The following is a 25,496-nucleotide window of genomic DNA, read 5'->3' as shown; positions in this document are numbered from 1 at the left end:
GAGGTTGCGAGCGGATTCGAACCGCTGTACAAGGTTTTGCAGACCTTTGCCTAGCCACTCGGCCACGCAACCTTATTGTTTGCATTCTCTAATGTTGTTTTAGAGAATGCAAATGTACAAATCTAAATTGATTCTGCAAAAGAAAAGTTCATTTTCTTGAAATAAAAATAGAAAACAAGTGTTTTTCTAAACCACTTCTCCAAACAAATCAAACTCTTCTGCATTATCTATCTTTACATTAGCAAAGTCTCCAATGCGTAAATAGACTTTTCTAGCATCTATCAAAACTTCGTTATCTACTTCTGGAGAATCATATTCTGTTCTTCCAATAAAATAATTTCCTTCTTTTCTGTCAATAAGCGTTTTGTAAATTTTACCAATTTTTTCTTGATTGAGTTCTAAAGAAATTCCTTGTTGGATTTCCATTATTTCTGCCACACGCTCTTGCTTTTCTTCTTCTGTGAGTGTATCTGGCATAGAGTGAGAATGTGTATCTTCTTCATGTGAATAAGAAAAAACCCCTAATCTATCAAAACGCATTTTTTCTACAAAATCTAGTGTTTCTTCGTGGTCTTCTAACTCTTCGTAAGGGTGTCCTGCAATAAGTGTGGTACGGATAGCAATTTCTGGTAATTTCTGACGAATAGCATCTATTAGCTCTTCTGTTTTTTCTCTTTTTATCCCTCTACGCATTGCCTTCAAAACTTTATTTGAGCCACTTTGTAATGGAATATCCAAATAATTACAAATTTTACTATGTGCTTTCATTGTATCAATAATTTCCAACGGAAAGCCTGTCGGATAGGCATAATGTAAACGAATCCACTCAATTCCCTCCACATCGGCTAGTCTTTCCAAAAGCTCTGCTAAAGCTCTTTTTCTGTAAATATCAATGCCGTAATAAGTTAGTTCTTGGGCAATGAGCATAATTTCCTTTGTACCTCTTGCTGCTAAATTTTTTGCCTCTTGTACTAGTTCTTCTATCGGACGAGAAACATGTTTGCCACGCATCAAGGGAATCGCACAGAAAGAACATGCTCTATCACAACCTTCTGAAATTTTGAGATAAGCATAGTGTTGTGCTGTGGTAGTTAAGCGTTGTCCTAAAAGTTCGTGCTTATAATCTGCATTAAATTTATTAAGAATCAGAGGCAATTCCATTGTGCCAAACCAATCATCTACTTCTGCAATTTCACTAGAGAGGTCATCTTTATACCGATGAGATAAACAACCTGTTACATATAGTTTATCAATTTCTCCTCTACTTTTTGCCTCTGCATAATCCAAAATAGTATTGATAGATTCTTCTTTTGCTTTTTCTATGAAACCACAGGTATTAATAATGATAACATTAGGCTGGTCTAATTTCTTCTTGACTTCTAATTGGTGATGTGCATCAATTTCGTTAGCACGAAGTTGTGTGAGTATATTTTCAGAATCTACAAGGTTTTTAGAACAACCTAGCGTAATTATATTGACTTTATCCTTTTTAAGTGTACCCGTTTTCATTTGCTGTTGTATATTTTTATAAAGCTGATTTTATATTTTTTACATAAAATAGCTATTGGTTTTTTCTTCTTTGGAAATAAGGTTGCAAAAGTACGTAAAAAATCATTCAAAACATAAATAATCTTATTCGAATAGCTACAGCAATGTTTTGATAGTCAGTGAGATAAATGAATTTTTTGTTGCGTTTTTCAATCAGCTAGTATTTTATATTGAGTTAATGAATATTAATTTGTAAATTATATGAGAAATGCTACCATATAAAAATAAATGCTATGAAAAAAGCCTTCTTATTCCTTCTTTTATGTATTCCCTTTGCATCTTTAGCCCAAACAGATTCTACTCTCTACCAACTCAGTATTGATGAGCTTTTAGAGCCAGAAGAAAATCTCTTGACAGGAAAGGTTTCATCAGCTTCAAAAATAGAACAGCGTGTTTTGGATGCACCAAGTATCGTAAAGGTGATTACTAAAGAAAGAATAAATAAATATGGCTGGGTTAGTTTGAATGATGTTTTGTACAGACAGGCAGGTTTTACACCTTCACAAGATTATGACAGACGGACGGTCAGTTCAAGGGGAGTTTTTGAAGGTTGGAATAATAATCATTTGTTGATGCTCATAGATGGAGTTCCTTATAATGATAATTTGTATGGCACAGCTTATACTTCAGAAGTTACGCCACTGGTTTTTTCAAAGTCAATAGAGCTTATACGAGGACCTGTTTCGGCACTTTATGGAGCAAATGCAATGAATGGAGCTATTGGGCTAAATACAATTTCGCCTTCTGATTTTCGTCAAAATGGAATGGCACAAATTCGTTTGGGGAGTAATAATACACAAATTTATGATGCCGTAGTAGGTGGTGAAGGAGATTTAGTATCTGCTGTTATAGCTTTTAATTCTTTTTCTACTAGTGGAAATGAATATCTTTCTTATGATGATTCAGAAAGAACAGACGACTCGGGAAATTTTTTAATGCAAAAAATCAATGATACACGTAATAGCTATTATCTTTTTGGAAAACTAGAAGGAAGAGGAAAACTCGCAGGTTTTGAATTACAGTATCATCAACATGCTTGGGAATCAGAAACAGGTCATGGATGGTTATTTTTTATTCCAGACCAACCTGAAGCCATAAAAGAAAATCGTAAAATGCTCTCGTTGCGTTACACTAGTGGGCATCTGAATAAAAAATTGGTACAGGAGTATGTCATTCGTTATCAAAATCACGGATTAGATTGGAATATGCGTTATTATCCTAATGGTGCGTTAGATAATTTTTACCCTTTAGGAGTTTCTGAATATCTCAATACAAGTGCAGAAGATGTTTTTGGACGAATGCAGTACAAATATTCATTAGGAAATGAGTCGGTTTTGTTGGCTGGAATAGAAGGAAATTTGTTTTACTATGATGGAGATAATGCTCATACTTCAAATATTGATTTGAACTCTGATTTTGCTCCTTTTCCAGATAATGATCCTCGCCCAATGAATGCGTGGCTAGAGTTTGTAGAATCTAAACCTTTATTAAATCTAGCTTTGTTTGCTCAATATACTTCACCTAGACTTTTGAATAATATTTTACAAGCCACCATTACGCTGCGTTACGACAATCAATTTTTTAATTATACAGATGTGTATTCAGCAGAAAGAAATGAAGAAAATAAATCTTTTGAACAGTTTAGTCCAAGAATAGGATTGGTTTTTAATGTAATGCCTACCTTTACAATAAAAGCACTTGCAGGAAGAGCTTTCCGAACACCTACACCTACCGAAATGTTTGGAGCAAATACCTATTCTTTAGCCTCAAATATCAACGAGCTTTCAGCCGAATCTATCACAACATTTGAGCTAGTGGGAGAGTGGCAAACTTCTAAAAAAACGATTATGCGCCTCAATACTTTTTATACAAATTTTGAAGATATTATTGCTTATAGTGTTGCCAATGCCAATTTGAGTACGAATTTGTATAGCTTGGCTAACTTTGGTGTAGAGTATGAAATTGAATCTTCTCTTTCTTCTGAATTTCAGATTACAGGAAATTATTCTTTTGTGCAACGTCTTAGCGAGACTATTAGAGATACAACCATTACAGAAAGTCCAGAGAATCTTACTTGGTATCCTGCACACAGTCTGAATTTAGGAATGATATATGAAAAAAATAAATGTATGGGTTCGCTGATGGTACATGCTCAAAGCGAAGTAAATCGTAGGAGTTCGGATATAAATGACAGGACAAAAGACTTTCGTTCGGAAAATGTATCTGCTTGGGCAACCATTGATACAAAGTTTGCTTATCGTTTTACGCCTTATTTGGAACTAGGGCTTTTAGTCAGAAACCTAACCAACCAAGAAAACTTTCTCATAAAAAACAATGCGTATCGTTTTGATTATAGAATGAATCAGCGTAATTTTCTAATCAATTTGAAATATGATTTCTAACAAGTTTACCTCCTTAACTTTGCTTCAAGAAAAGTTCATATAAATCTAACTATAAAGTAAAAATATAGAACCAACTTGCAAAAATTTTAAAATCTATCACATAAGAGCTTATTTAAAATTATTTCTTTGAGCTACAAATGGTAAGTTTCAGTCTATATCTGCATTATTTTTTTGTCAAATAGCTTGCTATTCTCCTTAAAAGTGCCTTGATAAGTCAAAAATTTTCTCGTTTTCGCTAGATAAAATAAAAGTTTAAACAAGCTCTAAGACAATTTAAAAAACGCAATGAAAAAAGTTACTTTATGTATCCTTTCTTGGTTTATGATGTTTCCTGTCTTTTCACAAGACTTAGGGAAAATTACTAAGATTGTTAGTCCGACAGCACAGCCTGCTCCTGTTTCTTTGAAACGAAAAGTTGCTAAAACAACAGCACAACATGACGACCTGCCTTTCGAAGAGCGTCTAAAACCTTTTTATCACGGTGTAGCTTCTGGCGACCCACTTTCTGACCGAGTAATAATTTGGACAAGAGTAACTCCAGATGCAGAAAACCAAACCAATGACATTCCTGTAAAATGGTATCTTACTTCCGATGTAGAGCTTCAAAACGTAGTGGCAGAAGGCGAGTTTACAACGAATGCAGAACGAGATTTTACTGTCAAGATTGATGTAGTAGGGTTAGAACCCAACACCACCTATTACTACTATTTTTCAGCTTTAGAAGCTAATTCGCTCATTGGAAGAACCAAAACTGCTCCGAATGAAAGCAATGCAGAACACTTGAAATTTGCTGTTGTGTCTTGTCAGAACTATGAAGCAGGATATTTTAATGCTTTTGGAAGAATTGCAGACCGAAACGACCTTGATGCTGTGGTGCATTTAGGAGATTATATTTATGAGTATGGAGCAGGAACGTATGGTGCGAATTTGATTGAGCGTTCGCACCAACCAGAAACTGAAATTCTTACACTAGCAGACTACCGAACTCGTTATTCTTTGTATCATTTAGACCAAAATCTTCGAAGAGCGCACCAACAGCATCCTTTTATTACCATTTGGGACGACCACGAGTTTTCAAACGATGCTTATAAAGACGGAGCAGAAAATCATACAGATTCAACAGAAGGAAACTGGGCAAACCGTAAAGCTATTTCTCAACAAGTCTATAATGAATGGATGCCTATCAGAACACAAAACACAGGAGTTTATCGTGTTATCAATTATGGAAAACTTATGGATTTGATTATGATTGATACAAGAATTGAAGGACGTGATGAGCAAATCAATGATGTTACAAATCCTTTGATGTATGCACCAAATCGTACACTTTTAGGTCAAAGTCAAAAAGAATGGTTTTTAGACAAACTTGGCAATTCGACTGCAAAATGGAAAGTAATTGGCAATCAAGTTATTTTTTCAGAGTTTAATGTCGGTTGGGCTGCATCTGCACTTACTCCTCCACAAACGCCAGAGCAAGTAGAGAGTTTGTTTACAGATATTTGGGATGGTTATCCGATAGAAAGAGACAATATCATTGATTTTATTTCAGATAATTCTATCGATAATGTAGTTTGGCTAACAGGCGATTTTCATTCTACTTTTGCTTTTGATGTAGCAAAGCGTCCATCTATTTTTGGATTTGACCAAGCCACTCCTACTTACAATCCAACAACAGGTGAAGGTTCAGTAGCTGTTGAATTTGCAACTCCTAGTATTTCTTCTGCCAATTTCGATGAAAATTTAGATGCTACAACTGCTTTTGGATTAGAGTTTCAAATCAATAAGCCTCTTCCTGCACCATTAGAAGGTGTAAATCCGAACCCTCACATGAAGTATGTAGATTTGGACAGACACGGTTATTTTATCTTGGACGTAAAAGAAAGTGCTGTACAGGCAGATTGGTTTTTTGTAAACAGAATCTTAGAACCTTCTGATATAGAAGCCTTTGGAGAAGGTTGGCTAACCACAGATGGAAGAAACCACTTGACAAAAGCTGATGCTCAAACAGAAGCAAAAGCAACACAAGCTACACCAGCACCTAATGAAGTTCCAGAATATGTAATTGCAGGGATTTTTTCTCCAAAAAAGGAATTTACAGACATTGCTATTTTGAGTTTGTATCCAAACCCGTCTTCTACAATTGCATTGGTCAATTACGCTGTTGCTCGTCCGATGAATGTAAATATCAAATTGATTGATTTACAAGGAAAAGTAGTCAAAGTAATTCGCCAAGAGAAAAATATAAGTGGCAACTTTGCTCTTACTTTTTCTGTAAAAGACCTTCCTGCTGGGGTTTATGTTCTACAATTTGAAACAGAAAAAGGACAAATCAGTCGTAGAATTGTAGTAGAAAAATAAGTAAGGATATAATTTTTTTTATTTATATTGAAACACTCTTTTTCCATCAAAAAAGAGTGTTTTTTTTGTGAGTTAAAAAACTTTGTTTCTGATTTGAAGTTGATAGCTATACATTTTTTAACCTCTTATCTTATGAAAAAATTCCTATCCAAAAAAGTCCTTATCATCATTGGAAGCATTCTGCTAGTGTTTGTTATTGGTGGTTTTGTAGCTGTTAATTATTTAGATAATTATCTGAAAGAACAAATTCTTACTACAATCAATGAAAATAAAGAATCTCCCTATCAAATAGATATTAGTGAAGTTCGTATTAGTCTTTTGCCTACCAAAGTATCCATAGAAAAAATAAAAATTCGAACAGATAGTTTGCTTGCTGTCCAAAAAACGAAACCTCAAGCTACTGTTGATGTAGAAAAAATTACACTCAAAGGAGCAAGTATTTGGAAATATCTTTCAGATGGAGAGTGGCATGCTGATAAAGTGTTGCTCCAAAATCCGTTCATTGATATAAAATATATTGCTGACTCTGTACAGGGTATTTCTCGTGCTGCTGATACAGTAGCAAATTTTGTGGTTGCACCTTTGTCAGTTGGAAGTTTAGAAATTATAAATCTAACAGGAAATTATCAGTACAACTCTAATGCAACTATAAAATTAAAGAAGTTGGATTTAGAAATAAAGGATGCAAGATGGCTCAAACCTCCGACGTTTCGTTTTAGTGCTGAAAAAATACGAGTTGCTTTTGAAAACTTGAACCATACAACTTCAAGTTTTAGCCAAACAGTAGATAAATTAGAAGGAAATCTAAATCTTGTCAGTTTTGATACATCACATGTCGATGTTTTGCGCTTTTCTGATGCCAATTTGCTCATCAATAATTATGCATTGGCACATCAAAATGGAACAAATTTTATAATTGAAGAAACCAACTATAAAAATGAAATTGTTAAGGTAAAAAATGTAGAACTCTCACAAGATTTAGACGAAAAACGAGAGATAAAAGCTGAAAGATTAGAAGCACATCATTTAGACTGGCAGGCTTTACAGCGAAATATCATCAAAGTAGATAAAATTTTGGTTCACGAACCTGATATTTCTATTCTCAAAGATAGAAACCGTCATCCAGAGCCAGCAGCTAAAAAAATGCCGTACGAATGGGGAGTTGGTTTAGCTATTGATACATTACAGATAGAAAAGGGAAATATTGTTTATTCTGAACGTGCTGAAGGTTTGGACGGAATTGGAAGTCTTACCTTTGATAGTCTCAATATGATGGCTTTAAGCTTTCATAATTTTAAAGAGTCTAAGCCTACTACGATAAAAGCAGATATGTATTTTATGAAAGAAAGCAGAATTGATGTTGCGATGGAAACGCCTCTTAATTCAGATACCTTTGAGGGAAAACTGAAGGGAAGTTGTTCACAAATCGCTATTCCAAGTCTGAACAAAATGATTTCTCCACTTACTCGTTTTGAAGCTAATAAAGGAGTAATTCAACAAGCAAGATTTGAAGCTGAAATAAATGACGGATTGGCAAAGGGAACGTTTTATATTACTTATGAAGATTTACAAGTTTCTTGGCTAAAAAAAGATTCAAATAAGAAGCGCAAGTTTTTAAGTTCACTTCTCAATTCAGCTATTAAGGATAATGTAGAAGCTAAAGAAGGCAAAATTGATTATCATAGAGAATACAATGATAGTTTGTTGCGCTTTGTTTGGCGTACTATTCGTAGTGGACTAATCACTTCTCTGCTACCATAATTTTTCGTAGGAAAATTATAGACTATTCAACAACAACTTTTACTAATTATTTTTGATACTAAACCTTATCACGGTTAATTTTGTAAAGTTCATTTCTTCATAGGGTTGGCAAACCCTTTGAAGAAATAGACATGATTTTTACTAAACTGCTAAGAGTCAGACTTACTAAAAAACTTTGATAACCTTTACTATACAAACTTTATGAAATCTACTATTTATATTTCAATTTTTTCTATACTTACTTTTTTTTCTGCCTGTACTTCTACGAATGTAGAAAAAGAAAATAAAGAGACTTTTGTAGTTACAGAAGATACAGAAACAACAACAAACGAACTCTTGACTACGCCTAATAAACTTTCTAAAGAAGAAGTTAAGAATATAGATTATAAAGACCTTTCAGAAGAAATGCAGGGAGGAATCATCAATGTACAGATTGAAGATGAAGATTTTGCAGAACAAGATTATATTTTTGAAACCCTGCGAAGTGAAAATGTAATTGATTATGATGAAAATCTAAAAACAGTTAGTATTATGGTAGCCAACTATCAAAATACAAATACCAATTTGGTTATTACTGCTATTGGAGGAAAAAAAGGAAGTTTTCCAATTATGTCTAGTCCAAAACGTTCGGCAACAGTTACACTTTACTACAATAATGGGCTTGCCAATATTGAAGGCTCTCTAGCAGAAGGAACATTACAAATTGATGTTTTTGATGAAGAGAAAGGTTATACAAGAGGCAGTATTGTAGGTAAAACAAAAAAAGGTAGCCCTATCAGAGCCACCTTCGAAGTCTATTCTAAATAAATGTAACGCACTCTTTAGAGTGTGAGAATAAGTTGATGATTAAAGCTAATTGTATTTTCATTCATCATTAACAACTAATCATTTATAATTGTACTTAAGCATTTACCATAGCTTCTTTCTCTACCAAATAACGTTCGGCATCAAGAGCAGCCATACAGCCTGTTCCTGCTGCCGTTACAGCTTGGCGATAGATTTTATCTTGTGCATCTCCAGAAGCAAATACACCAGGAATATTTGTAAGGGTACTATCATTTTGTGTAACCAAATAATTACTCTCATCCATATCTAGTTGTCCTTTGAAAATATCTGTATTTGGCTTATGTCCGATAGCGACAAAGAATCCCTGTACTGGAAGGTCTTGTGTTTCGTTAGTCTGATTGTTTAGCAGACGAACAGAAGTTACATTCTCACTATCTCCCAAAATTTGTTGTGTTTCTGTATTCCAAAGAATTTCGATGTTGTCTTTTGTCATGACACGTTGTTGCATAATTTTGGAAGCACGAAGCTCATCACGACGCACAATCATATATACTTTCTTACAAAGTTTTGCCAAATAACTAGCTTCTTCACAAGCTGTATCACCACCACCAACAATAGCAACCTCTTGTCCTCTAAAGAAAAAACCATCACAAACAGCACAAGCAGAAACTCCTTTTCCATTATACTCTGCTTCAGAAGGCAAACCAAGCCACTTTGCAGCAGCACCCGTAGAAATGATAACTGTTTCAGCTTCTATTTTTATCCCAGAGTCGTCGTAAGCAATGTGCGTTCCTCCCTCTTTGTTAAATTCTACCTTTTCAATAACACCATAACGCAAGTCTGTTCCGAAACGTCCAGCCTGTTTGTCTAGGTCTTGCATCATTTGAGGACCCATCACTCCATCTGCATAGCCAGGGAAGTTTTCTACATCATTAGTAATGGTAAGTTGCCCACCTGGTTGTTGTCCTTTATATAAGATTGGTTTTAGTCCTGCACGTGCAGCATAAATAGCTGCTGTATAACCTGCTGGTCCTGAACCGATAATAAGACACTTTGTTGTATGTACTTCTGACATAATTCTGATTTATTTTTATAATTAGTAATGTAAAGGTTTTTGATAGAATTTCTTTCCCTGTTCTAATCAATATATCAACATAATTTAATATGAACTATAAAACAAACGGTTTTACACTCAAAATGGTTTTGAATTGAGTTATTTATCAATCATTCTTAAAATTTCAACTCTTTTCCTTCATAAAATTCCAAGACTTTTATTCTAAATATGAATTCATATTTTGCTCTAAGTAAATCTGCTTGTGCTACGGCAAGGTTGTTCTTTACCACAGTATATTCTGTACTGTTAGCTGCTCCTGCTTCCAATCTTTTTTCCATTACCCTTACGGTTTCTTCAAGAGCTTTTACTCGTTGCTGGCTTGCTTCAAAAGAAGCCTTTGCTGCACGAGCTGAAATATAGGCTTGCTCAATGGTTTGATAAAGTTGTGTACGAACCAATTCTGCATTGAGCTTGGCATTTTGTGTCTGAATTTCTGCCCTCTGAATAGTATTATCTACTTGAAAACGATTAAAAATAGGAATTTGAAGGTTCAAGCCTATGTTATATCTAAAAGATTCATTCAGTTGATCGAAAAAACCAAAAGTCTCCTTTGGAAATTCAAAATCTGGAGTTACTACATAATCACTAGGAATACTAGTGCCATTTTGAATATATCCAATTGTATCTACTCCTGCTAATGTAGGTTGAGTAAAGTCAAATCCGTCCCTTTGGTTACTTGTGTAGTTTGCTCCTGCACCTGCTATTAGGGAAAGTGTCGGAATTCTGCCAGCTTCTGCAATATCTACGCCTTTTTGAGCTGCTTCTATACTTACATCTGCTCCTTTGATGTTAGGTTGAGTTGTTTGGGCAAGCTGATAGATTTGATATGGGTTTTTTCCATCTAAGATAGCTGAAGGGTCACCTACTTCTGGCGTAACGATTTCAAATTCTTCAGTAGGAGGAAGTTGCATCAGTTGGCGAAGTTGCAATTTGGCAAGCATAAGATTGTTTTCTGCCAAAATAATTTGCTGTTGGTCAGCTGCAAGCTGTGCTTCTAAGTCATATAAATTTGCTCTTGGCAGAACTCCTGCTTCTACGAGCTGCTCTGTTCTGTCATACTGTGCTTTTGTACTCACTTTCTGGCGACGAGCATTTTCTGTGATTTCTTGATTCAAAATTACTTGCAGATAATTGCTAGCAATGTTGAGCATCAAATCGTTTTGTGCTTGTCCATAATTAAATCTATCTGCTTGAATCTGTAATTCATTTTGTTTGATAGTATTTTTCAAACGAGAACCGTTGTATAAAGTAGTTGAAGAGTTTAAAGATAAGTTATTCGTCTGGATACGCTGATTAACAAAAGTGTTTTGAAAAGGGTCAAGCGAACGTCCCCAGTTGTAATTATGTGAAATAGACGCATTGGCATTTGGTAATCTATCATTTTTAGATTGTTCTAAGGCTAACTCCGAATTTTGAATGCCAAGTTCGTTTATTTTTAACTGTACATTTTTTCGAAGAGCATAAGAAATGCAAGAATCAAGCGACCATTTTTGAGTTGTTGTAGATTGTGCTTTTAAAGTAGCCATTAAAAAAAACAGACAACTACTTAGAAAAATAGTTTTAAGGACAACTCTTTTTTTCAACATGACAACAAATTGTATTTTTTTCATAAATCAGTTTTCAGTAATTTGAAATAGAAACTAATAGTTTGGTAAGCCAAATTAGAAAAAAGTGTTCTATTTAGCTATATTAAATGAATAATTGATTTGTTAAACTTTTTAAATGAAAATTACAAGATTGAGTGATAAATTTAGATATAATTTAATCTACTCTTCAATTATTTTCCTTTTAACATTTCGATAAATTAGGAAAAGAAAACCAATTTGTAAAGTTACATCTCTTGTTTGGATAGTACGCTCCTCATCTGCTAAATATCTGTTGAGCTTATAATCAAATGTATTAATATTATTAAGTCCGTGTCTGTATCTAATAGAGGCTTGTAACAATACATTTCCTTTAAGTTTTACACTAGGGCTAATACCTACTATTGCTCCATAATTTAGTTTTTCAAACTGATTATCTGAATTTACATCATAACTACCTACTCCCAAACTGTTAGGAGCTATCACTTTTCCGAAAGCATTATGAAGATAAGATACTGAAAAACCTGCCTCTGCTGAAATAGAAAGCCAATTTTTAATAGGGTAAGAATATACTCCTATCAGATTTAAGTCAATAGTAGATAAGGTATAATCTACACGTCCTTGCCTAAGTGCTGTTCTATACAACGTATTATTACTTCTATAACGTCCACTGGTAATCTCTGATTGAATACTAAAACTAGGCTTAATGCGATAATTTATAAAAAGCATAGCCATCGAACCTGTGGCAGCAGCATTCTCATCAGCTTCCTCTGGGTTAGCAATTTCAAACATTCCACGAGTAATGCCACCTCGCAGACCAATACTAACTTTAGATTTTATTTTCTTGGGCGACAATGTTGAATCTAAACGAACGTCTAGGGAAGAATCTTCAATAGCAGTAGTATCAGATTGTCCGAAAACAGTAGAACTAGAAAATACACTTATTAAATTTCCTAAAAAAAATAGGAGAAGTAGTTTAAAAAAAACTTTTTCTAAGGTGTTGATAGTCAGGTGTTTATTTTGTTTTTTTGAGTGATTAAGCAACATAAAATTTAATCTTTGAAAAAAAATAGTAAAAATTTTAATTTTTTTTTGAGCTGTATGCAACCTTTTTTAACCCTTGTTGGGTCTTAAAGATATACGAATGGTTTGCTTTTGTTGCAAAGGTACTACTTTAGAATAGAAACCAAATAGAATGTTTATTAAATGAAATTGAGTTTAATATTTATTCTCAATAGGATAGATAAAATAATTTCAAAAAACATTTTGTAAGTCTCAAACTAATAATTACCTTTGCATCCACAAGTGTAAACTACTAAGTGCGCAAAAAATTGATAATTCAATTACACTAAACTCTATTGTTCCATGAACAAAAATCTTTTTATTTATTCATTTAAGTACCTTGCTGTATTATTAGCATTGGTTACTTTCTCTTCTTGTGAGCGTGATGAGTTCACAGAAGCAGATGCATTTGCTTTACAACAACAACAGCTTCAAGAGCAGTATACTCGTGAGCAACAAGCTCTAATAGATCAAGATGCTCGTGCTAACATGGCAGCTTGGGAGCGTCGTAAATTAGACTCTCTTACTCGCCTTAATGCTGGTGGTAAAGTATTCTATACTGTAAACGTTGTACCTGGTGGTTCTTCTGTATTCTCTTCTGGACGTTTCGAAGAGGCTGAAGGTCTTGACGGAGCTACTGTTACAGTAACTCAATTTACAAATGGTTCTGGTGCTACTTCTTCTGCTTTCACGCAGCAAGTAGAAACAGTAAACGGTATCGCTTCTTTTGAACTTTACAGTGGCGAAGTTACTGTAAACATTGATGCTCCTAACCATACAGATTTAAACTATACAGCTAACCTTACTCCAGACGGTGGCGTACCTAACGGTGCAGTAGCTTACGTGGGTAACGTTGTTCCTGTATTTGATGATCCTAACAACCCAGGTGCAGATTCTGAAAGCAACATGGCAACTGTATCAGGTTTAGCTTTTGCAGAACTTGACATTACTTTTGGTAACAACCAAGAAGAAGCAGTTCCTGATGGTACTAAAGTTCGTGCTTTCATCGATGTAGCTAACCCAGCGTTTAAAGCTAAGTATATCGATCAAGCAAATGAAGAAGGTGTAAACATTGGTGGCAATACTACTATGTCTGGTTACATCCAAAGATTTGCTTACGAAGAGGCAGCTTCTACTACAGGTACTACTGTTACTGCTGCATTAGGTAACGGTACTGCTCCAGAAGGTGGTGAGTACAGCATTATGATTGGTGCTACTGGTTCTGGTCTTCCTATCACAATGAAGTTTGACGACTTCGCTGCTGACCGTACATATTACTTCGATGATAATGATGGTGATTTCGGTACTGTAGGTACTAAGCGTTTCCTTTATACGCAAAACACTATGATGGGTGGTAACCAAACTCCTACTCCTATCGGTACAACTGGAATCTCAAACCTTGCTTCAAGAGGTGTTGTTGATTTTGATTTAGTACAAACTGAAGCTACTGCTACTGCTTCTCTTACAGGTGGTGATGCAGTTACTTCTATTGATGTTACTGATCGTGGGTATTACTATGAAGCACCTACAGTTACTATATCTGATCCGGCTTCTGGAACTACTGCTACAGGAAGAGCTAACTTAGTTGATATTACTGTTGCTAACAACAATAATAATCCTTTAACTGCTGGACAAACTGATGCTGCGGCTAGAGGTTTGAAAATGGTAGGCTCTGTAACAGTTATTTCTGGTGGTTCTGGTTATACTTCTGACCCAACAGTTACATTCACTCGTAAGTCTTACACAGGACGTGATGCTGCTGGTGTTCCAGTTCCTAATGGTACAGGTTCAGTAGCTGCTCCTAGTTCTTCTGTTACTTACATCCGTGTAATGAATGGTGGATTCGGTATGACTCCTGCTGTGGCTGGTGGTACTGCTGTTACAGGTGTAGGTTCTTACACTGGTGTTGCTCCTGCTGTTGTATTTAACAACGGTATTGCTCCTGCAGGTGGTGCTTTAGCTACTGCAAATGCTATCGTTGACGAAACTGTTGGTACTGTTACTGAAGTACAGGTTACTAACGGTGGTAACGGATATGATGATGCTAACCTTAACATTACTTTCAATTATGGTTCTGATGCATCTGTAACTGCTATTGAAGGTCCTGACGCTGACGCTACTGCTGCATTATTTATTGCAGATGCTACAGGTGAATTGCGTTGGAACACATTAGCTTCAACAAGAACTCTTACTACAGATCCTGCAGGTTCTGATGGAGATGTTCAGTATGCTCCAGGAACTAACTATACATTTGTTCCTTCTGTAACTCTTACAGGTCTTACTGCTCCTGCTGGCGCAACGCTTCCTACATTTGAAGCTACTGTAACAGATGGAAAAGTTACATCTATAGAAATGCAAGGAGCTACTTCTGGATGGGCTGTTGGTACATACAATGGTAATGTTCAGATAAATGCAAACCCTGATGGTGTAGCAGTTTCTGCTGAAGGCTTTACTCAAGGTGGAAGCATTGATAGCTATATCCTTACTAACTATGGTACTACAAACAATGTTTATCAAGCAACTGTAGAGGCTGCTGGTGAGACATTTAATTACCTTACTACACTTAATGATGGTTCTGGTACTATCGTAGATCAAACTGGTGCTGCTGTAGCTCCAGCTGACTATGCTGATAACAGTGATTTCATCGTAGTATTTGAAAATCCGACTGATGCTGGTGGAACAAATGCTTGGGGTTACCCAATCTTTGATAACTCTGGAGGAAGCTTAGTAGGTTTATTCTTCATCAACCAAGGTATCGGATATACTAATCCTGCGCCTGCTGCTTATAACTTCTGGGTACTTCCTAATGACTTAGCTGGAACAGCTAAAGCTGGTTTAGCTCAATATGCAGGTACAAACGGAACTAATGATGCTAACGCTAACGCAACTGCTGATCTTACTGATCAAGTATTGACTATTACATTTACTGAAGGTGGTCTTGGGTATGCAGTTCGTCCTGAGTTTGTTCTTTCTGGTGGTGAAAAATCTGTTGAAGATTTAGCAGGTCTTAACTCTACATTGAACGGAGCTATTCGTGGACAACTTAACTTCAATTCACAAGGTACAATCACTACTCCATCTGTAAATGTTAATTTAACAACTACATTTACTGCTGCTGGTTTAGCTAATGATCCTCTTGCAGTTACAGTTTCTACAAGCCGTTTAGAAGGTATCTTCAATACTGAAGCTAACTATGCTACTAGTGCTGCAAATGGTGGATTTGAAGGTGGTATTGTATTGACTGCTGCAAGCGCAACTGACTTTGCTGCTCCTTCAAGCTGGATGTTCTATGCTGACCGTAGCAATACTACTTCAGTAAGAGCAATGTTCAATGCTATGGAATCTGCTGAGTTTACTGCTGCTGACCTTGTTGGTTCAAATCCTGGAAATACAGACTTCAAATATATCACTGCTCCTACATATAGCGTACTTTACGGTGGTGTAGCTACTGGTGGTACAGGAACTACTGTTCTTGAGCCTGCTACTGCAGATATCATTGGATTCAGCGCAACTGCTAACGGTTCTATTGACGGAAGCTTCTATGTACCAACTAACGACCCTAGCTACTCTACAGCTGGTGAGCGTTTCCGTGTAATCGGTGGTGGTAGCGACTTTGAGGTATTCTCAGGTCTTTCATACATCCGTGATGTAAACTATGGTACTGGTATTGAATTAGAATAATTTTAATCTTTCAGATTAAGAGAGTTTTAATCAAAACTTGAATCTTATATATTAAAAGAAGGCTAAGGGCAACCTTAGCCTTTCTTTTGTTTAAGTGTTTATTAAAATAAATAAATAAAGTTTTTATGCGTTATTCAATTTATAGTTTAGTATTGTTGATGCTTTTAGGAACTTTTTTTTCTTGTACGGATACTAATACCAGTCAAGAAAAAAATGAAACAGTGTCTTTAGTAAAAGTAAATTGGGCAGATACTACTCAGATAGCAAGAGCGATAGATGTTTTCTACAAAGATTCTGTATTGAAAAAAGGTAAAGTAGCCTTAGAGATAAGAGACCCTTTAATGAAGAGTCATCATCCTTATTACTATTTGCAGTTACACAAAATATATCGTCAAGATTTTAAACCAGCCACTGCTACTATCGGTTATATGCCAGTATTGATGCTTTCTAGTAAAGATTCTACTATTGTTGATTTTCAAATTACTTGGACACAAAAGAGTCCTCAAGATTCAGCAGGCTATTTTGTAGTTACAGACAAGTTTCTTCAAAGCGTAGCTAATCAACCTCGCTATGAGTGGGAACAAGAAGGTGAGTATTGGGTAAGAAAAAATGTAGAGAACGAAGGAAAATCTATGAAGTAGTAGCTTAGAGTACTGGACAGGTTCAACTGTCGTTTACGGTTGATTAGTTTTCATGTCTAGTACTCTGTCTATTTTATTTGTAAAATGCTAAGAAAGTTGTATATCTTCTTTAGCAGCTTCTCTAGCCAAACGGTCGGCTTCCCTCAAAATATCTAATTGTCTGTATTCACCTGTGAGTTCTTTTACTATTTCTAGGGCTTGCAGGCTAGATACTTTATGCCCTGCACTGACAAAAATTGGTTTTACATTTTCCCTACTTCTATAGACGTAACCAACCATTTTACTCTCATTTTTATCTAAAAAAATAGGTAAACTGCTGTATTTTTTTTCATTTAATATCCCACTATATTGTACTAAGGTGTCTTTGGCTACACCAATAGACATTTTTTCTAGTGCCAAACCCACATAAGAAGCCAAGCCAAATTTTCTTGGATGAGCAATGCCATGTCCATCAATTACTAAAATATCTATATTTATTTTAAGAGAAGTTTCTGCATCTTCGACAAGTTTTAATATTATATCTCCTTCTCTGAAGGCAAAAAAGCTAGGAATATATGGAATGGTTGCTTGATATTTTTTTGTAAAAGTATTTAAAATTTGTCCCTTTCTATCAGCAATTACAATGGTTGCAAATCCATTTTCTCCTTCATATTGTACATCTATTGCTCCTAAGAGAGCATTTTTATAGATAGGTTCGGCATCAGTAGGAATCCATACACTAGGGGCAAGCGTATTTTGAAAATCTGTTAGTTTTTTAATTATCTCTTTCATTTTTTACTTTTTGAATTACGACCTGCTAAAGCAGTGAAGCTAATTACGCTTTTTTTCGTCTTAAATATAATAAAGTTTACTAAAACATACTTTAGTATCACTAATCGCTAACCTTTTGCAGCATTATTCTTCAACTGCTCGTCGAAATATAAAATAAGAATTTTTTTATAATGGGATTTAAAGTTATTCCCTTATTTTTGGAGATTCATTTATAAGTAGTTGTACAAAATTAGGTTGCATACTACTTTAAAAGATGAGTACTAATAATTAAAGTTTTATTCAATTATTGGTTCTTCATTTACTTAATTATCTCCTTTATCACTAATTTAAAATTTAAAAATATCATGAAAAAAAATATGTTTCTGTTACTTTTTAGCTGTTTTCTTTTTCTGTATAATGTAGAAATAAAAGCACAGACCAACTCTATTTTGTTTGAAAATACTATTTCGTCTTCTGATATAGTAGTAGAAGGAAAAGTGGTAAAGCAGGAGAGTTTTTGGAATCACGAGGGGACTATGATTTTTACGGAACACACCTTAGAGATTTATAAAATATTTAAGGGCATCACTGAAAAAAATACCATTACTTTTACAACACTAGGAGGACAAGTAGGCAAAGATATTATCAATACTAACTCTCACCATTTCCCTATAACCTACGGAATTTCAGGTTTATTTTTATTAAAAAAAATAGGATTAGATTACCAACTTACAACAGATGGGTTTATCTATTACGATGTACTGAACAAAACAGCAAGCTCGAAAAATAATCACTTTTCCAATGTAGAAAACGAAGTATATAGTCATTTCTCTAACCCACAAATAATAAGAAATACATCTCTTTTTTTACCTTCAACAGCCACACATAGAACAGAAAATATCACAAGCATTGCCCCTACGACTATTACAGCAGGAACTCAAAGTATCTTGACTATCAATGGTTCTGGTTTTGGAAATAATATAAATGAACAAAGCAATGTTTTTTTCTCGTATGCCCCAAACGGAGGACAAAGTGAGTTTCCATTGCTTCAATTTGGTTTCGTCGGAACACAAGGTTTGACAGAAATTGTAGAGTGGACAGATACACGCATCCAAGTAAGAGTGCCAACGTTTGCAGGAACTGGAAAAGTAACCGTAACTAACTCTGAAGGCGAACGTTTTGTGAGTTCGGAAACTCTAACCATTCCTTACTCAGTAGAAGCAAGTACTTTGTATGTTTATGATTTTGGAAATGAGACACCTTTTGAGCAAGAAGCAACTAAAAATTATTTATCAAATTATAATGGACAGGGTGGTTATACGCTTTTTGTAGATCCTGCTTTTTTTGCCAATACACAACAAATGTCATCGCTTACATCAGCCTTAAATCAATGGCGTTGTGCAACAGGATTCAATGTAAGTGTTTCAGCAAATCAAGCTCCTATTCCGTTTGGTTTTTCTGGTAAGACGACCATTTCAACGTTTGATGGAAACGAATTTGGAGACCTGACTACTCGTAGTTTTTCATTTTCAAGAGTAGAGATTTGTAATACAGGAACAGAGCTAGTACCCTTTGTATTGGAGTTTCAAATATTTGTCAATTCGGCTATCAACTGGAGTTATACAGGAAATCCTCAAGCTGATGAAGTAGATTTTGAAAGTGAAATCTTAAAAGCTCTTGGACTTGGGCATCAATTAGGATACGTAAACAATCCAAATGATTTAATGTATCATTTCTTACAAGAAGGACAACAAAAAAATACACTTTCTACTACAAATTTGGATGCTGGAAATCTAATGATGAACTATACTGTCAATGCTAATAACGACTGTGGGTTACCTTCTATGCAAAAAGTATCTACTACTGACTGTAATAACTCTGTAAACCCTCCATTGGCTCGCTTTGAAGCAGACATTACAGAAGTTTGTGAAGCTCCTTTGCGTGTAAGATTTAATAATACCAGTAGAAATGCAGTTTCTTATGAATGGACATTTGAAGGGGGAACTCCTAGCACATCAACAGAAAAAAATCCATCTGTAAATTATACAAGTGCAGGAAGCTTCAAAGTTACTTTAGTTGCGAGTAGTAGGGTAGGCTCAGATACAGAAGTGAAGACAGCATATATCAATGTAGGAAATGGAGTTGATTATGAGGTAAACTTAGGAGAAGACAAAGAAGTTTGTCAAGGAGAAACGGTTATATTAGATGCTGGAAGTTTTGATAATGCCACGTATGAATGGAATACTGGCGCAGCTACACAAACGATTGAGGTAAATAATGCAGGAACGTATTCCGTAACTGTGCGACGAAACGGATGTGAAGTAACAGATAATATTCGTATTTCATACAATACAGGAGCAACCGTAGAAGCAGGGCAAAATCTGTCTGTTTGTAGAGGAGAAGCTATACAAATGCAAGCCAGAGCCACAGGAGCAACAAGCTATCTTTGGACACCAACAATAGGATTATCAGACCCAACTATTCTAAATCCTATTGTATCACCAGAAGAAACAACATTATATACCCTAGAAGTAACAACAGGTTCAGACTGTGGAACAATAAAAGACTCTGTTCTGATTACGGTTAAGGAAGCATTAGAACTTCCTTTTTTCCCTGCTGAAGACGAGGTCTATATCTGCGAAGACAATATCTTTTTCATAGATGCTTTTCCTTCCAACTCTACAAGACCATCTTTCTTATGGTCAGATGGCAGTACACAACCTTTCTTAGAGGCAGCAGAAACAGGAACATATTGGGTAGAAGTAAATGACCCTAATTTCTGTACATTTAGAGATACAGTTACAGTAAATATAACGCCAGCAGTAGAAGTAGTCGCAAGTACAGAAAGCAAAGAAAATACAATATGCCTAGGTAATACAATCCGTCTGCGTGCTACTGGTGCAGCCTATTACGAGTGGGAAGGCGAAGGGCTTTTAGATGAACCATTTATTTCCAATCCTTTAATTTCTCCAACAGAGACAACAACCTATACCGTCACTGGCTATGGTGGTTTTAATGAAGGGTGTGAACCTACAACAGATACCATTACCATTTTTGTAAAAGAACCTCTGACTTTAGACTTAGGCAGAGATGTAATGCTTTGTGAGGAAACATCTTTTACCTTAGATGCCAGTGTAGATGACAATGCAGCAGTTTATCTTTGGGAAGATGGAAGTAGCGAAGCACAACGTACAGTTACGGAAAATGGAACATATAAAGTAGAAGTAACCACAGATTGTGGTGTTTTGATAGATAGTATCAAGGTGAGTTTCTTTGAGCCTTCTACAAGTGTTGATTTTGATTTCATTGTAGAAGATGCACAAGCAACCTTTGAAAACAAAACACAAAGTGAGTACGAATTAGAATATTTATGGAGTTTTGGAGACAGTCTTAACTCTACAAGCAGAGAAGAAAATCCTGTTTTTGTATATTCTAAGGGTGGAACATATACTGTTACGCTTACTGTAAAGGCTGCTGATTGTGAAGCGCAAATAGTTTTGGAGAAAGAAGTAGTCATCGAAGATATTGTAACTGGAATAGAAGATGAAATCAGAGCTAAAAAGGTAAGTCTTTATCCAAACCCAAGTGTAGGAGGAAATGCAATTTTGAAATGGCAGTCTGATTTAGGCAAGGCAAATTCTTTTATGATTTACAATACTTTAGGACAAAAAGTAGTCTTTCAAGAGATAAGTCAAGCAGAAAATCAAAATGGTAGCATTTCTATAAATAATGCTGCATTGCCAAAAGGAGTTTATATTGTTATGCTTTCTTTTGAAAACTATACTGTTCAGAAAAAATGGGTGGTAGAGTAATCTCTCCTCGTTGACGGTCTTGACCTCAATGACGGTTTGATTTGAACATAAAAAGCCTTGTGTCTAAATATTTTAGATACAAGGCTTTCTCATTTTTATATCTTAATTTTGGTAATATTTACCAACTATAATTTAATTTTTTTCTTATGTCATTACTTACTGTAAAGATTTTTCAGAATAACGTAGATGCTCATTTATTTAAAGCTCGTTTAGAAAGTGAGGGTATAGATTGTTATTTATTTGATGAGAATATCAACTCTATGGATATGATTTATGGAGTAGCTGTAGGGGGAATAAAGGTAAAAGTAAATGCTAGTGATACGGAGAAGGTAAAGAAGGTACTTGCAGAGATAGAAGAGGAACAAAAACAACAAAGTTTATTTGTTAAGTGTCCTGTGTGTGAATCTACTGAATATTACAAAAATTTCGTTTCGATACAAGGCTGGAAGGCTTTTTTGGCAGCTCTTGTGGCTTTTCTTACTTTTTCCTATCCAGTATATCAAAAAAGTGTCTATAAATGCAAAGAGTGTGGACACGAGTTTAAAAAAGATGACATACAGAAAATTGAAAATCTATGATGAAAAAAGTAATACATACACCTCAAATTTGGACAATAGAGAATTTTCTTACAGCGTCAGAATGCCAAGAACTTATTATTTTTAGTGAAAATAAATCTTACGAAGAAGCTACCGTTAGCTTGAAGAGTGGAGCAAAGATGATGAAGAACGTTCGCAATAACGAGCGTCTGATATATGAAGATGAAAAACTTGCCATAAAGTATTGGGAAAGACTAAAAGATTTTTGTCCAATGTATATCAATGATGTGGTGGAAAATGAACCACAACAACAAAAAGCTACTGGACTAAATCCTAGATTTCGTTTTTATAAATATGAATCTAATCAGCGTTTCAAAAAGCATATTGATGGTAGAGTAGAAATAGAAAAAAGTGGAAAAAAACTAGAAAGCCGAATTACATTTTTAATCTATCTTAATAATGATTTTGAAGGAGGAGAGACAGCTTTTAGTTATAAAAATGGAGACAGTAAAGTAGAAGAAATCATAATTCAACCCAAAGCAGGAACAGCACTTTGTTTTGTTCATGAAATCAAACACGAAGGAAAACCTGTACCGAAGGGAACAAAATACGTTTTGCGTTCAGATGTTTTTTATCAAAATGATTACCTTTAACAATGGAAGAAAAAGAATTACCCATCAATTTTTTTAGTGAAGAAATTGATTTTGAGCTAGAAAATGAAGAGAAAACAAGCCTTTGGCTTCAAAAAATTGCCAACCGAGAAGGTTTTGTTGTTTCGGTTATCAACTATATTTTTTGTGATGATGAGTATTTACATAAAATTAATATGGAATATTTGAATCACGATACTTATACTGATATTATTACCTTTGATAATTCGGAAGATGACCAAGAGCAGGTGTTGGAAGGAGATATTTTTATCAGCGTAGAGCGTGTTAGAGAAAATTCAGCAGAACTCAAAACTACCTTTGAACAAGAAATTCATCGTGTGATGGTTCACGGACTTTTACATCTGACAGGACAAGACGACCATTCTGTAGAAGATAAACAGAAGATGAGAGAGAAGGAAAACACAGCGTTAGAATTATTAGTGATTAATTATTAGTGATTAGTTATGAAAACTTCTTCAATGATTGCTTTACATCTTGTCGAAGATTATAAAAAATCAAACTTTGCCATTGTTGGTGTCTTACCAACATCATATCACACAATACTATGAAACAAAACTCTGCAATGCCTAAAAATAATCCTCGCATTATAAATGCGTGGGCTACCTACGACTGGGCAAACTCGGTTTATAACCTTGTTATCACTACTACCATTTTCCCTATCTTTTTCAACCAAGCTACTAGAGCAGCTTTTGGAAGTGAAAAAGTAGAGTTTTTTGGTCTTACCATCGAAAATACAGTTTTGTATTCTTATGCGATTGCACTTTCTTATCTGATTATTGCAGCCATTTCCCCACCTCTTTCAGCAATGGCAGATTATGGAGGAACAAAGAAGCGTTTTATGCAATTTTTTACCTATTTGGGTGCTAGTGCGTGTTTGTGTCTCTTCTTTTTTGATGGAACAAATGTAGAACTTGCCATTATTTGTGCTGGTGTGGCAAGTATAGGTTATGCTGGAGGGATGATTTTTTATAATGCTTTTTTGCCTGAAATAGCTACTGAAAACAAGTTTGATGCTGTTAGTGCAAAAGGTTTTGCGATGGGATATATTGGAAGTGTTCTTTTGCAGATTTTAAATATTCTGATGACACATGATAAACTATATATGTATTTTGGGTTTGAGAGTACAGCAGAAGGCGCACGTTGGTCTTTTCTTTCAGTAGGTATTTGGTGGATTGTTTTTGCTCAAATTCCGTTTTATTATTTAAAAGATAATCCAAATAAGAGTAAGGAGAAAATAAACTGGCTCAAGAAAGGTTTTGACGAGCTCAAAATGGTATGGAACGAAGCTCAAAAACTTCCTTCTCTAATGAAGTTTCTGATTTCATTTTTCTTCTTCAATATGGGCGTACAGACTGTTATGTTTATGGCGTCACTTTTTGGAGAAAAAGAACTCAAATTAGAAACAGCAAGCCTAATTGCTATTATCCTTATTATTCAAGTCGTAGCGATTTTGGGAGCGTATCTGTTTGCTAAAATTTCCGATAAAAAAGGAAATATTTTTTCACTTTCTATCTTGATAGGGCTTTGGATTCTGATTTGTGGATTGGCATATTTTGTTCAAACAGCAGAGCATTTTTATGGTTTAGCTATTTTGGTAGGTTTAGTGATGGGAGGGATTCAGTCGCTTTCTCGTTCTACTTATTCTAAACTTTTACCAAAAGACACACCAGATACAGCTTCTTATTTTAGCTTTTTCAATGTGGCTGACCGTCTTTCTACCTCTATCGGAATGGGTGTTTTTGCTCTCATTGAAGACTATTCTTCTTCTATGCGAAATGGAATTTTTGCCCTAACTATCTTCTTTATCATTGGTCTGATTGTTCTTTTAAAAATTAATAGAAAGGCGATAAAAATCGATAATTAAAAATAAAGTCAAAAACGCCATTCTATCTGCTGATAAAATGACGTTTCTGACTTTTTTAACTACCATATAATATATGGCTATTCGTTGGCATCTACTTTATAAGTAGTTTCGATGTTACCATCTGCCATAATTTGATACATTCTGCCTTCGGTTTTAGATTGTACCAATTTTCCGTTTTTGTCTTCATATTCTAGGCAAGTAAACTGGTTGTTTTTACCTAATTCACAAACCTGCTTACGTGCTTGCTGATTTCCGTTATTGCCTGCTGTGATGTTATAATGTACATTTTGGTGGTCAATCGGATTTCCATATTCATCAAAAGTAACAATTTTAGCATATTCGTAAATGTTTCCATCTTTGGCATAAAAAACCAAAGCGTGTACTCCTCGTGGTGTTCCGTCTAGTTTACCAATCAAGTACAATTCTGCATTAGGTTCTTCTGGCGTTACAAAAATATGCTCTCCATTCTGATTTACAATATCAAAATACTTATTAAACATCTCCGTGGTTACTTCCATCGGAGTCATTTTTTCTGCACTTTCAATGCGTAAAGGAGCGTCAATTTTACTAACTTTATTGTTTACAAAATAATTGAAATCATAAGACGGACGACCATACGTGTAGAGCATATCGGCTCTTGTATCTAACGCTGGGTCATACACATTGTCTGCATCTACTACTACAACAGCATCTACATTTTTATAAGGGTTTTCATTGCGTTGTGCTTCTGCATTAAATGAAACTCCACAAAATAGAAGGGAAGCAACAGCCATTGATGAAAAAATTGAGGTCTTCATAAAATAAAAAATTAAGATTAAAAAATGATTTACTAATGTATTCAATACAATAATAAACTTGTATAATTCTGATATATAAACCTTTTAAAGGTAGTAATGTTTTACGAAATTCGAATTCTTATAAGATTAC

Annotated in this window: 17 protein-coding genes and 1 tRNA gene; 11 read left to right on the top strand and 7 right to left on the bottom strand. The window is 35.0% G+C overall.

Annotated features, from left to right (window positions below; genetic code table 11):
* Window position 1: 1 nt before the first annotated feature.
* Window positions 2–72: transfer RNA gene (locus tag QZ659_RS00700), tRNA-Cys, on the bottom strand.
* Between the two features lie 114 nt (window positions 73–186).
* Window positions 187–1,509, bottom strand: coding sequence for a 30S ribosomal protein S12 methylthiotransferase RimO (gene rimO / locus QZ659_RS00695; protein WP_291720326.1), 1,323 nt, complete (start codon window positions 1,507–1,509; stop codon window positions 187–189).
* A gap of 272 nt (window positions 1,510–1,781) precedes the next feature.
* On the opposite strand from rimO, the gene QZ659_RS00690 reads away from it, so the two are divergent.
* The 4 genes from QZ659_RS00690 to QZ659_RS00675 all read left to right on the top strand — a co-directional run bounded on the left by QZ659_RS00690 (window position 1,782) and on the right by QZ659_RS00675 (window position 8,876).
* Entirely contained in the window at window positions 1,782–3,950 is a 2,169-nt protein-coding gene (locus tag QZ659_RS00690) for a TonB-dependent receptor (protein ID WP_291720324.1), read from the top strand.
* 285 nt (window positions 3,951–4,235) lie between these two features.
* Window positions 4,236–6,308, top strand: coding sequence for an alkaline phosphatase D family protein (locus QZ659_RS00685; protein WP_291720322.1), 2,073 nt, complete (start codon window positions 4,236–4,238; stop codon window positions 6,306–6,308).
* Between the two features lie 132 nt (window positions 6,309–6,440).
* Window positions 6,441–8,069: a hypothetical protein gene (locus QZ659_RS00680; protein ID WP_291720319.1), complete on the top strand. Its 1,629-nt coding sequence runs from the start codon at window positions 6,441–6,443 to the stop codon at window positions 8,067–8,069.
* Between the two features lie 201 nt (window positions 8,070–8,270).
* Entirely contained in the window at window positions 8,271–8,876 is a 606-nt protein-coding gene (locus QZ659_RS00675) for a hypothetical protein (RefSeq protein ID WP_291720315.1), read from the top strand.
* Window positions 8,877–8,970: 94 nt separating this feature from the next.
* On the opposite strand, the gene trxB is transcribed toward QZ659_RS00675, so the two are convergent.
* From trxB to QZ659_RS00660, 3 genes are all read right to left on the bottom strand, one after another.
* Entirely contained in the window at window positions 8,971–9,930 is a 960-nt protein-coding gene (gene trxB / locus QZ659_RS00670; protein ID WP_291720312.1) for a thioredoxin-disulfide reductase, read from the bottom strand.
* A gap of 155 nt (window positions 9,931–10,085) precedes the next feature.
* Window positions 10,086–11,495 carry a TolC family protein gene (locus QZ659_RS00665; protein ID WP_291720309.1) on the bottom strand — a complete coding sequence of 470 codons (1,410 nt, stop codon included), beginning with the start codon at window positions 11,493–11,495 and terminating at the stop codon, window positions 10,086–10,088.
* 240 nt (window positions 11,496–11,735) lie between these two features.
* Window positions 11,736–12,599, bottom strand: a complete 864-nt coding sequence (locus QZ659_RS00660; RefSeq protein WP_291720306.1) for a porin family protein — start codon at window positions 12,597–12,599, stop codon at window positions 11,736–11,738.
* 318 nt (window positions 12,600–12,917) lie between these two features.
* Between QZ659_RS00660 and QZ659_RS00655 the strand changes: the two genes are divergently transcribed.
* Window positions 12,918–16,295: a beta strand repeat-containing protein gene (locus QZ659_RS00655; RefSeq protein ID WP_291720303.1), complete on the top strand. Its 3,378-nt coding sequence runs from the start codon at window positions 12,918–12,920 to the stop codon at window positions 16,293–16,295.
* 125 nt (window positions 16,296–16,420) lie between these two features.
* Window positions 16,421–16,936: a hypothetical protein gene (locus tag QZ659_RS00650; RefSeq protein WP_291720300.1), complete on the top strand. Its 516-nt coding sequence runs from the start codon at window positions 16,421–16,423 to the stop codon at window positions 16,934–16,936.
* Between the two features lie 87 nt (window positions 16,937–17,023).
* Here QZ659_RS00650 and QZ659_RS00645 read toward each other — a convergent pair whose 3' ends face one another.
* Window positions 17,024–17,707, bottom strand: coding sequence for an endonuclease V (locus QZ659_RS00645; RefSeq protein WP_291720297.1), 684 nt, complete (start codon window positions 17,705–17,707; stop codon window positions 17,024–17,026).
* 356 nt (window positions 17,708–18,063) lie between these two features.
* On the opposite strand from QZ659_RS00645, the gene QZ659_RS00640 reads away from it, so the two are divergent.
* The 5 genes from QZ659_RS00640 (at window position 18,064) to QZ659_RS00620 (ending at window position 24,569) form a co-directional block, all read left to right on the top strand.
* Window positions 18,064–21,498 carry a PKD domain-containing protein gene (locus tag QZ659_RS00640; protein ID WP_291720294.1) on the top strand — a complete coding sequence of 1,145 codons (3,435 nt, stop codon included), beginning with the start codon at window positions 18,064–18,066 and terminating at the stop codon, window positions 21,496–21,498.
* A 146-nt stretch (window positions 21,499–21,644) separates the two neighbouring features.
* Complete coding sequence (locus QZ659_RS00635; protein WP_291720291.1) at window positions 21,645–22,076, top strand: putative signal transducing protein; 432 nt, start codon at window positions 21,645–21,647, stop codon at window positions 22,074–22,076.
* On the top strand, window positions 22,073–22,687 hold the full coding sequence (locus tag QZ659_RS00630) for a 2OG-Fe(II) oxygenase (RefSeq protein WP_291720287.1): 615 nt from the start codon (window positions 22,073–22,075) through the stop codon (window positions 22,685–22,687). Before QZ659_RS00635 ends, QZ659_RS00630 begins: the two co-directional genes overlap by 4 nt.
* A gap of 2 nt (window positions 22,688–22,689) precedes the next feature.
* Window positions 22,690–23,139 carry an rRNA maturation RNase YbeY gene (ybeY, locus tag QZ659_RS00625; RefSeq protein ID WP_291720285.1) on the top strand — a complete coding sequence of 150 codons (450 nt, stop codon included), beginning with the start codon at window positions 22,690–22,692 and terminating at the stop codon, window positions 23,137–23,139.
* A 110-nt stretch (window positions 23,140–23,249) separates the two neighbouring features.
* Window positions 23,250–24,569 (top strand): MFS transporter, encoded by a 1,320-nt coding sequence (locus tag QZ659_RS00620; protein WP_291720282.1) that lies wholly within the window; start codon window positions 23,250–23,252, stop codon window positions 24,567–24,569.
* 77 nt (window positions 24,570–24,646) lie between these two features.
* On the opposite strand, the gene QZ659_RS00615 is transcribed toward QZ659_RS00620, so the two are convergent.
* Window positions 24,647–25,366 carry a hypothetical protein gene (locus tag QZ659_RS00615; RefSeq protein ID WP_291720280.1) on the bottom strand — a complete coding sequence of 240 codons (720 nt, stop codon included), beginning with the start codon at window positions 25,364–25,366 and terminating at the stop codon, window positions 24,647–24,649.
* Window positions 25,367–25,496: the final 130 nt, after the last annotated feature.

The sequence above is a fragment of the Bernardetia sp. genome, assembly GCF_020630935.1.
In the GTDB taxonomy this organism is placed as follows: Bacteria; Bacteroidota; Bacteroidia; order Cytophagales; family Bernardetiaceae; genus Bernardetia.
Note: the sequence above shows the minus strand (reverse complement) of the source record. Positions and strands in the feature narration are given on the sequence as shown.

Coding starts and splice junctions, on each gene's coding strand:
- rimO (WP_291720326.1), bottom strand. CDS start 1,509: ATGAAAACGGGTACACTTAAAAAGGATAAAGTCAATATAATTACGCTA.
- QZ659_RS00690 (WP_291720324.1), top strand. CDS start 1,782: ATGAAAAAAGCCTTCTTATTCCTTCTTTTATGTATTCCCTTTGCATCT.
- QZ659_RS00685 (WP_291720322.1), top strand. CDS start 4,236: ATGAAAAAAGTTACTTTATGTATCCTTTCTTGGTTTATGATGTTTCCT.
- QZ659_RS00680 (WP_291720319.1), top strand. CDS start 6,441: ATGAAAAAATTCCTATCCAAAAAAGTCCTTATCATCATTGGAAGCATT.
- QZ659_RS00675 (WP_291720315.1), top strand. CDS start 8,271: ATGAAATCTACTATTTATATTTCAATTTTTTCTATACTTACTTTTTTT.
- trxB (WP_291720312.1), bottom strand. CDS start 9,930: ATGTCAGAAGTACATACAACAAAGTGTCTTATTATCGGTTCAGGACCA.
- QZ659_RS00665 (WP_291720309.1), bottom strand. CDS start 11,495: ATGGCTACTTTAAAAGCACAATCTACAACAACTCAAAAATGGTCGCTT.
- QZ659_RS00660 (WP_291720306.1), bottom strand. CDS start 12,599: ATGTTGCTTAATCACTCAAAAAAACAAAATAAACACCTGACTATCAAC.
- QZ659_RS00655 (WP_291720303.1), top strand. CDS start 12,918: ATGAACAAAAATCTTTTTATTTATTCATTTAAGTACCTTGCTGTATTA.
- QZ659_RS00650 (WP_291720300.1), top strand. CDS start 16,421: ATGCGTTATTCAATTTATAGTTTAGTATTGTTGATGCTTTTAGGAACT.
- QZ659_RS00645 (WP_291720297.1), bottom strand. CDS start 17,707: ATGAAAGAGATAATTAAAAAACTAACAGATTTTCAAAATACGCTTGCC.
- QZ659_RS00640 (WP_291720294.1), top strand. CDS start 18,064: ATGTTTCTGTTACTTTTTAGCTGTTTTCTTTTTCTGTATAATGTAGAA.
- QZ659_RS00635 (WP_291720291.1), top strand. CDS start 21,645: ATGTCATTACTTACTGTAAAGATTTTTCAGAATAACGTAGATGCTCAT.
- QZ659_RS00630 (WP_291720287.1), top strand. CDS start 22,073: ATGATGAAAAAAGTAATACATACACCTCAAATTTGGACAATAGAGAAT.
- ybeY (WP_291720285.1), top strand. CDS start 22,690: ATGGAAGAAAAAGAATTACCCATCAATTTTTTTAGTGAAGAAATTGAT.
- QZ659_RS00620 (WP_291720282.1), top strand. CDS start 23,250: ATGAAACAAAACTCTGCAATGCCTAAAAATAATCCTCGCATTATAAAT.
- QZ659_RS00615 (WP_291720280.1), bottom strand. CDS start 25,366: ATGAAGACCTCAATTTTTTCATCAATGGCTGTTGCTTCCCTTCTATTT.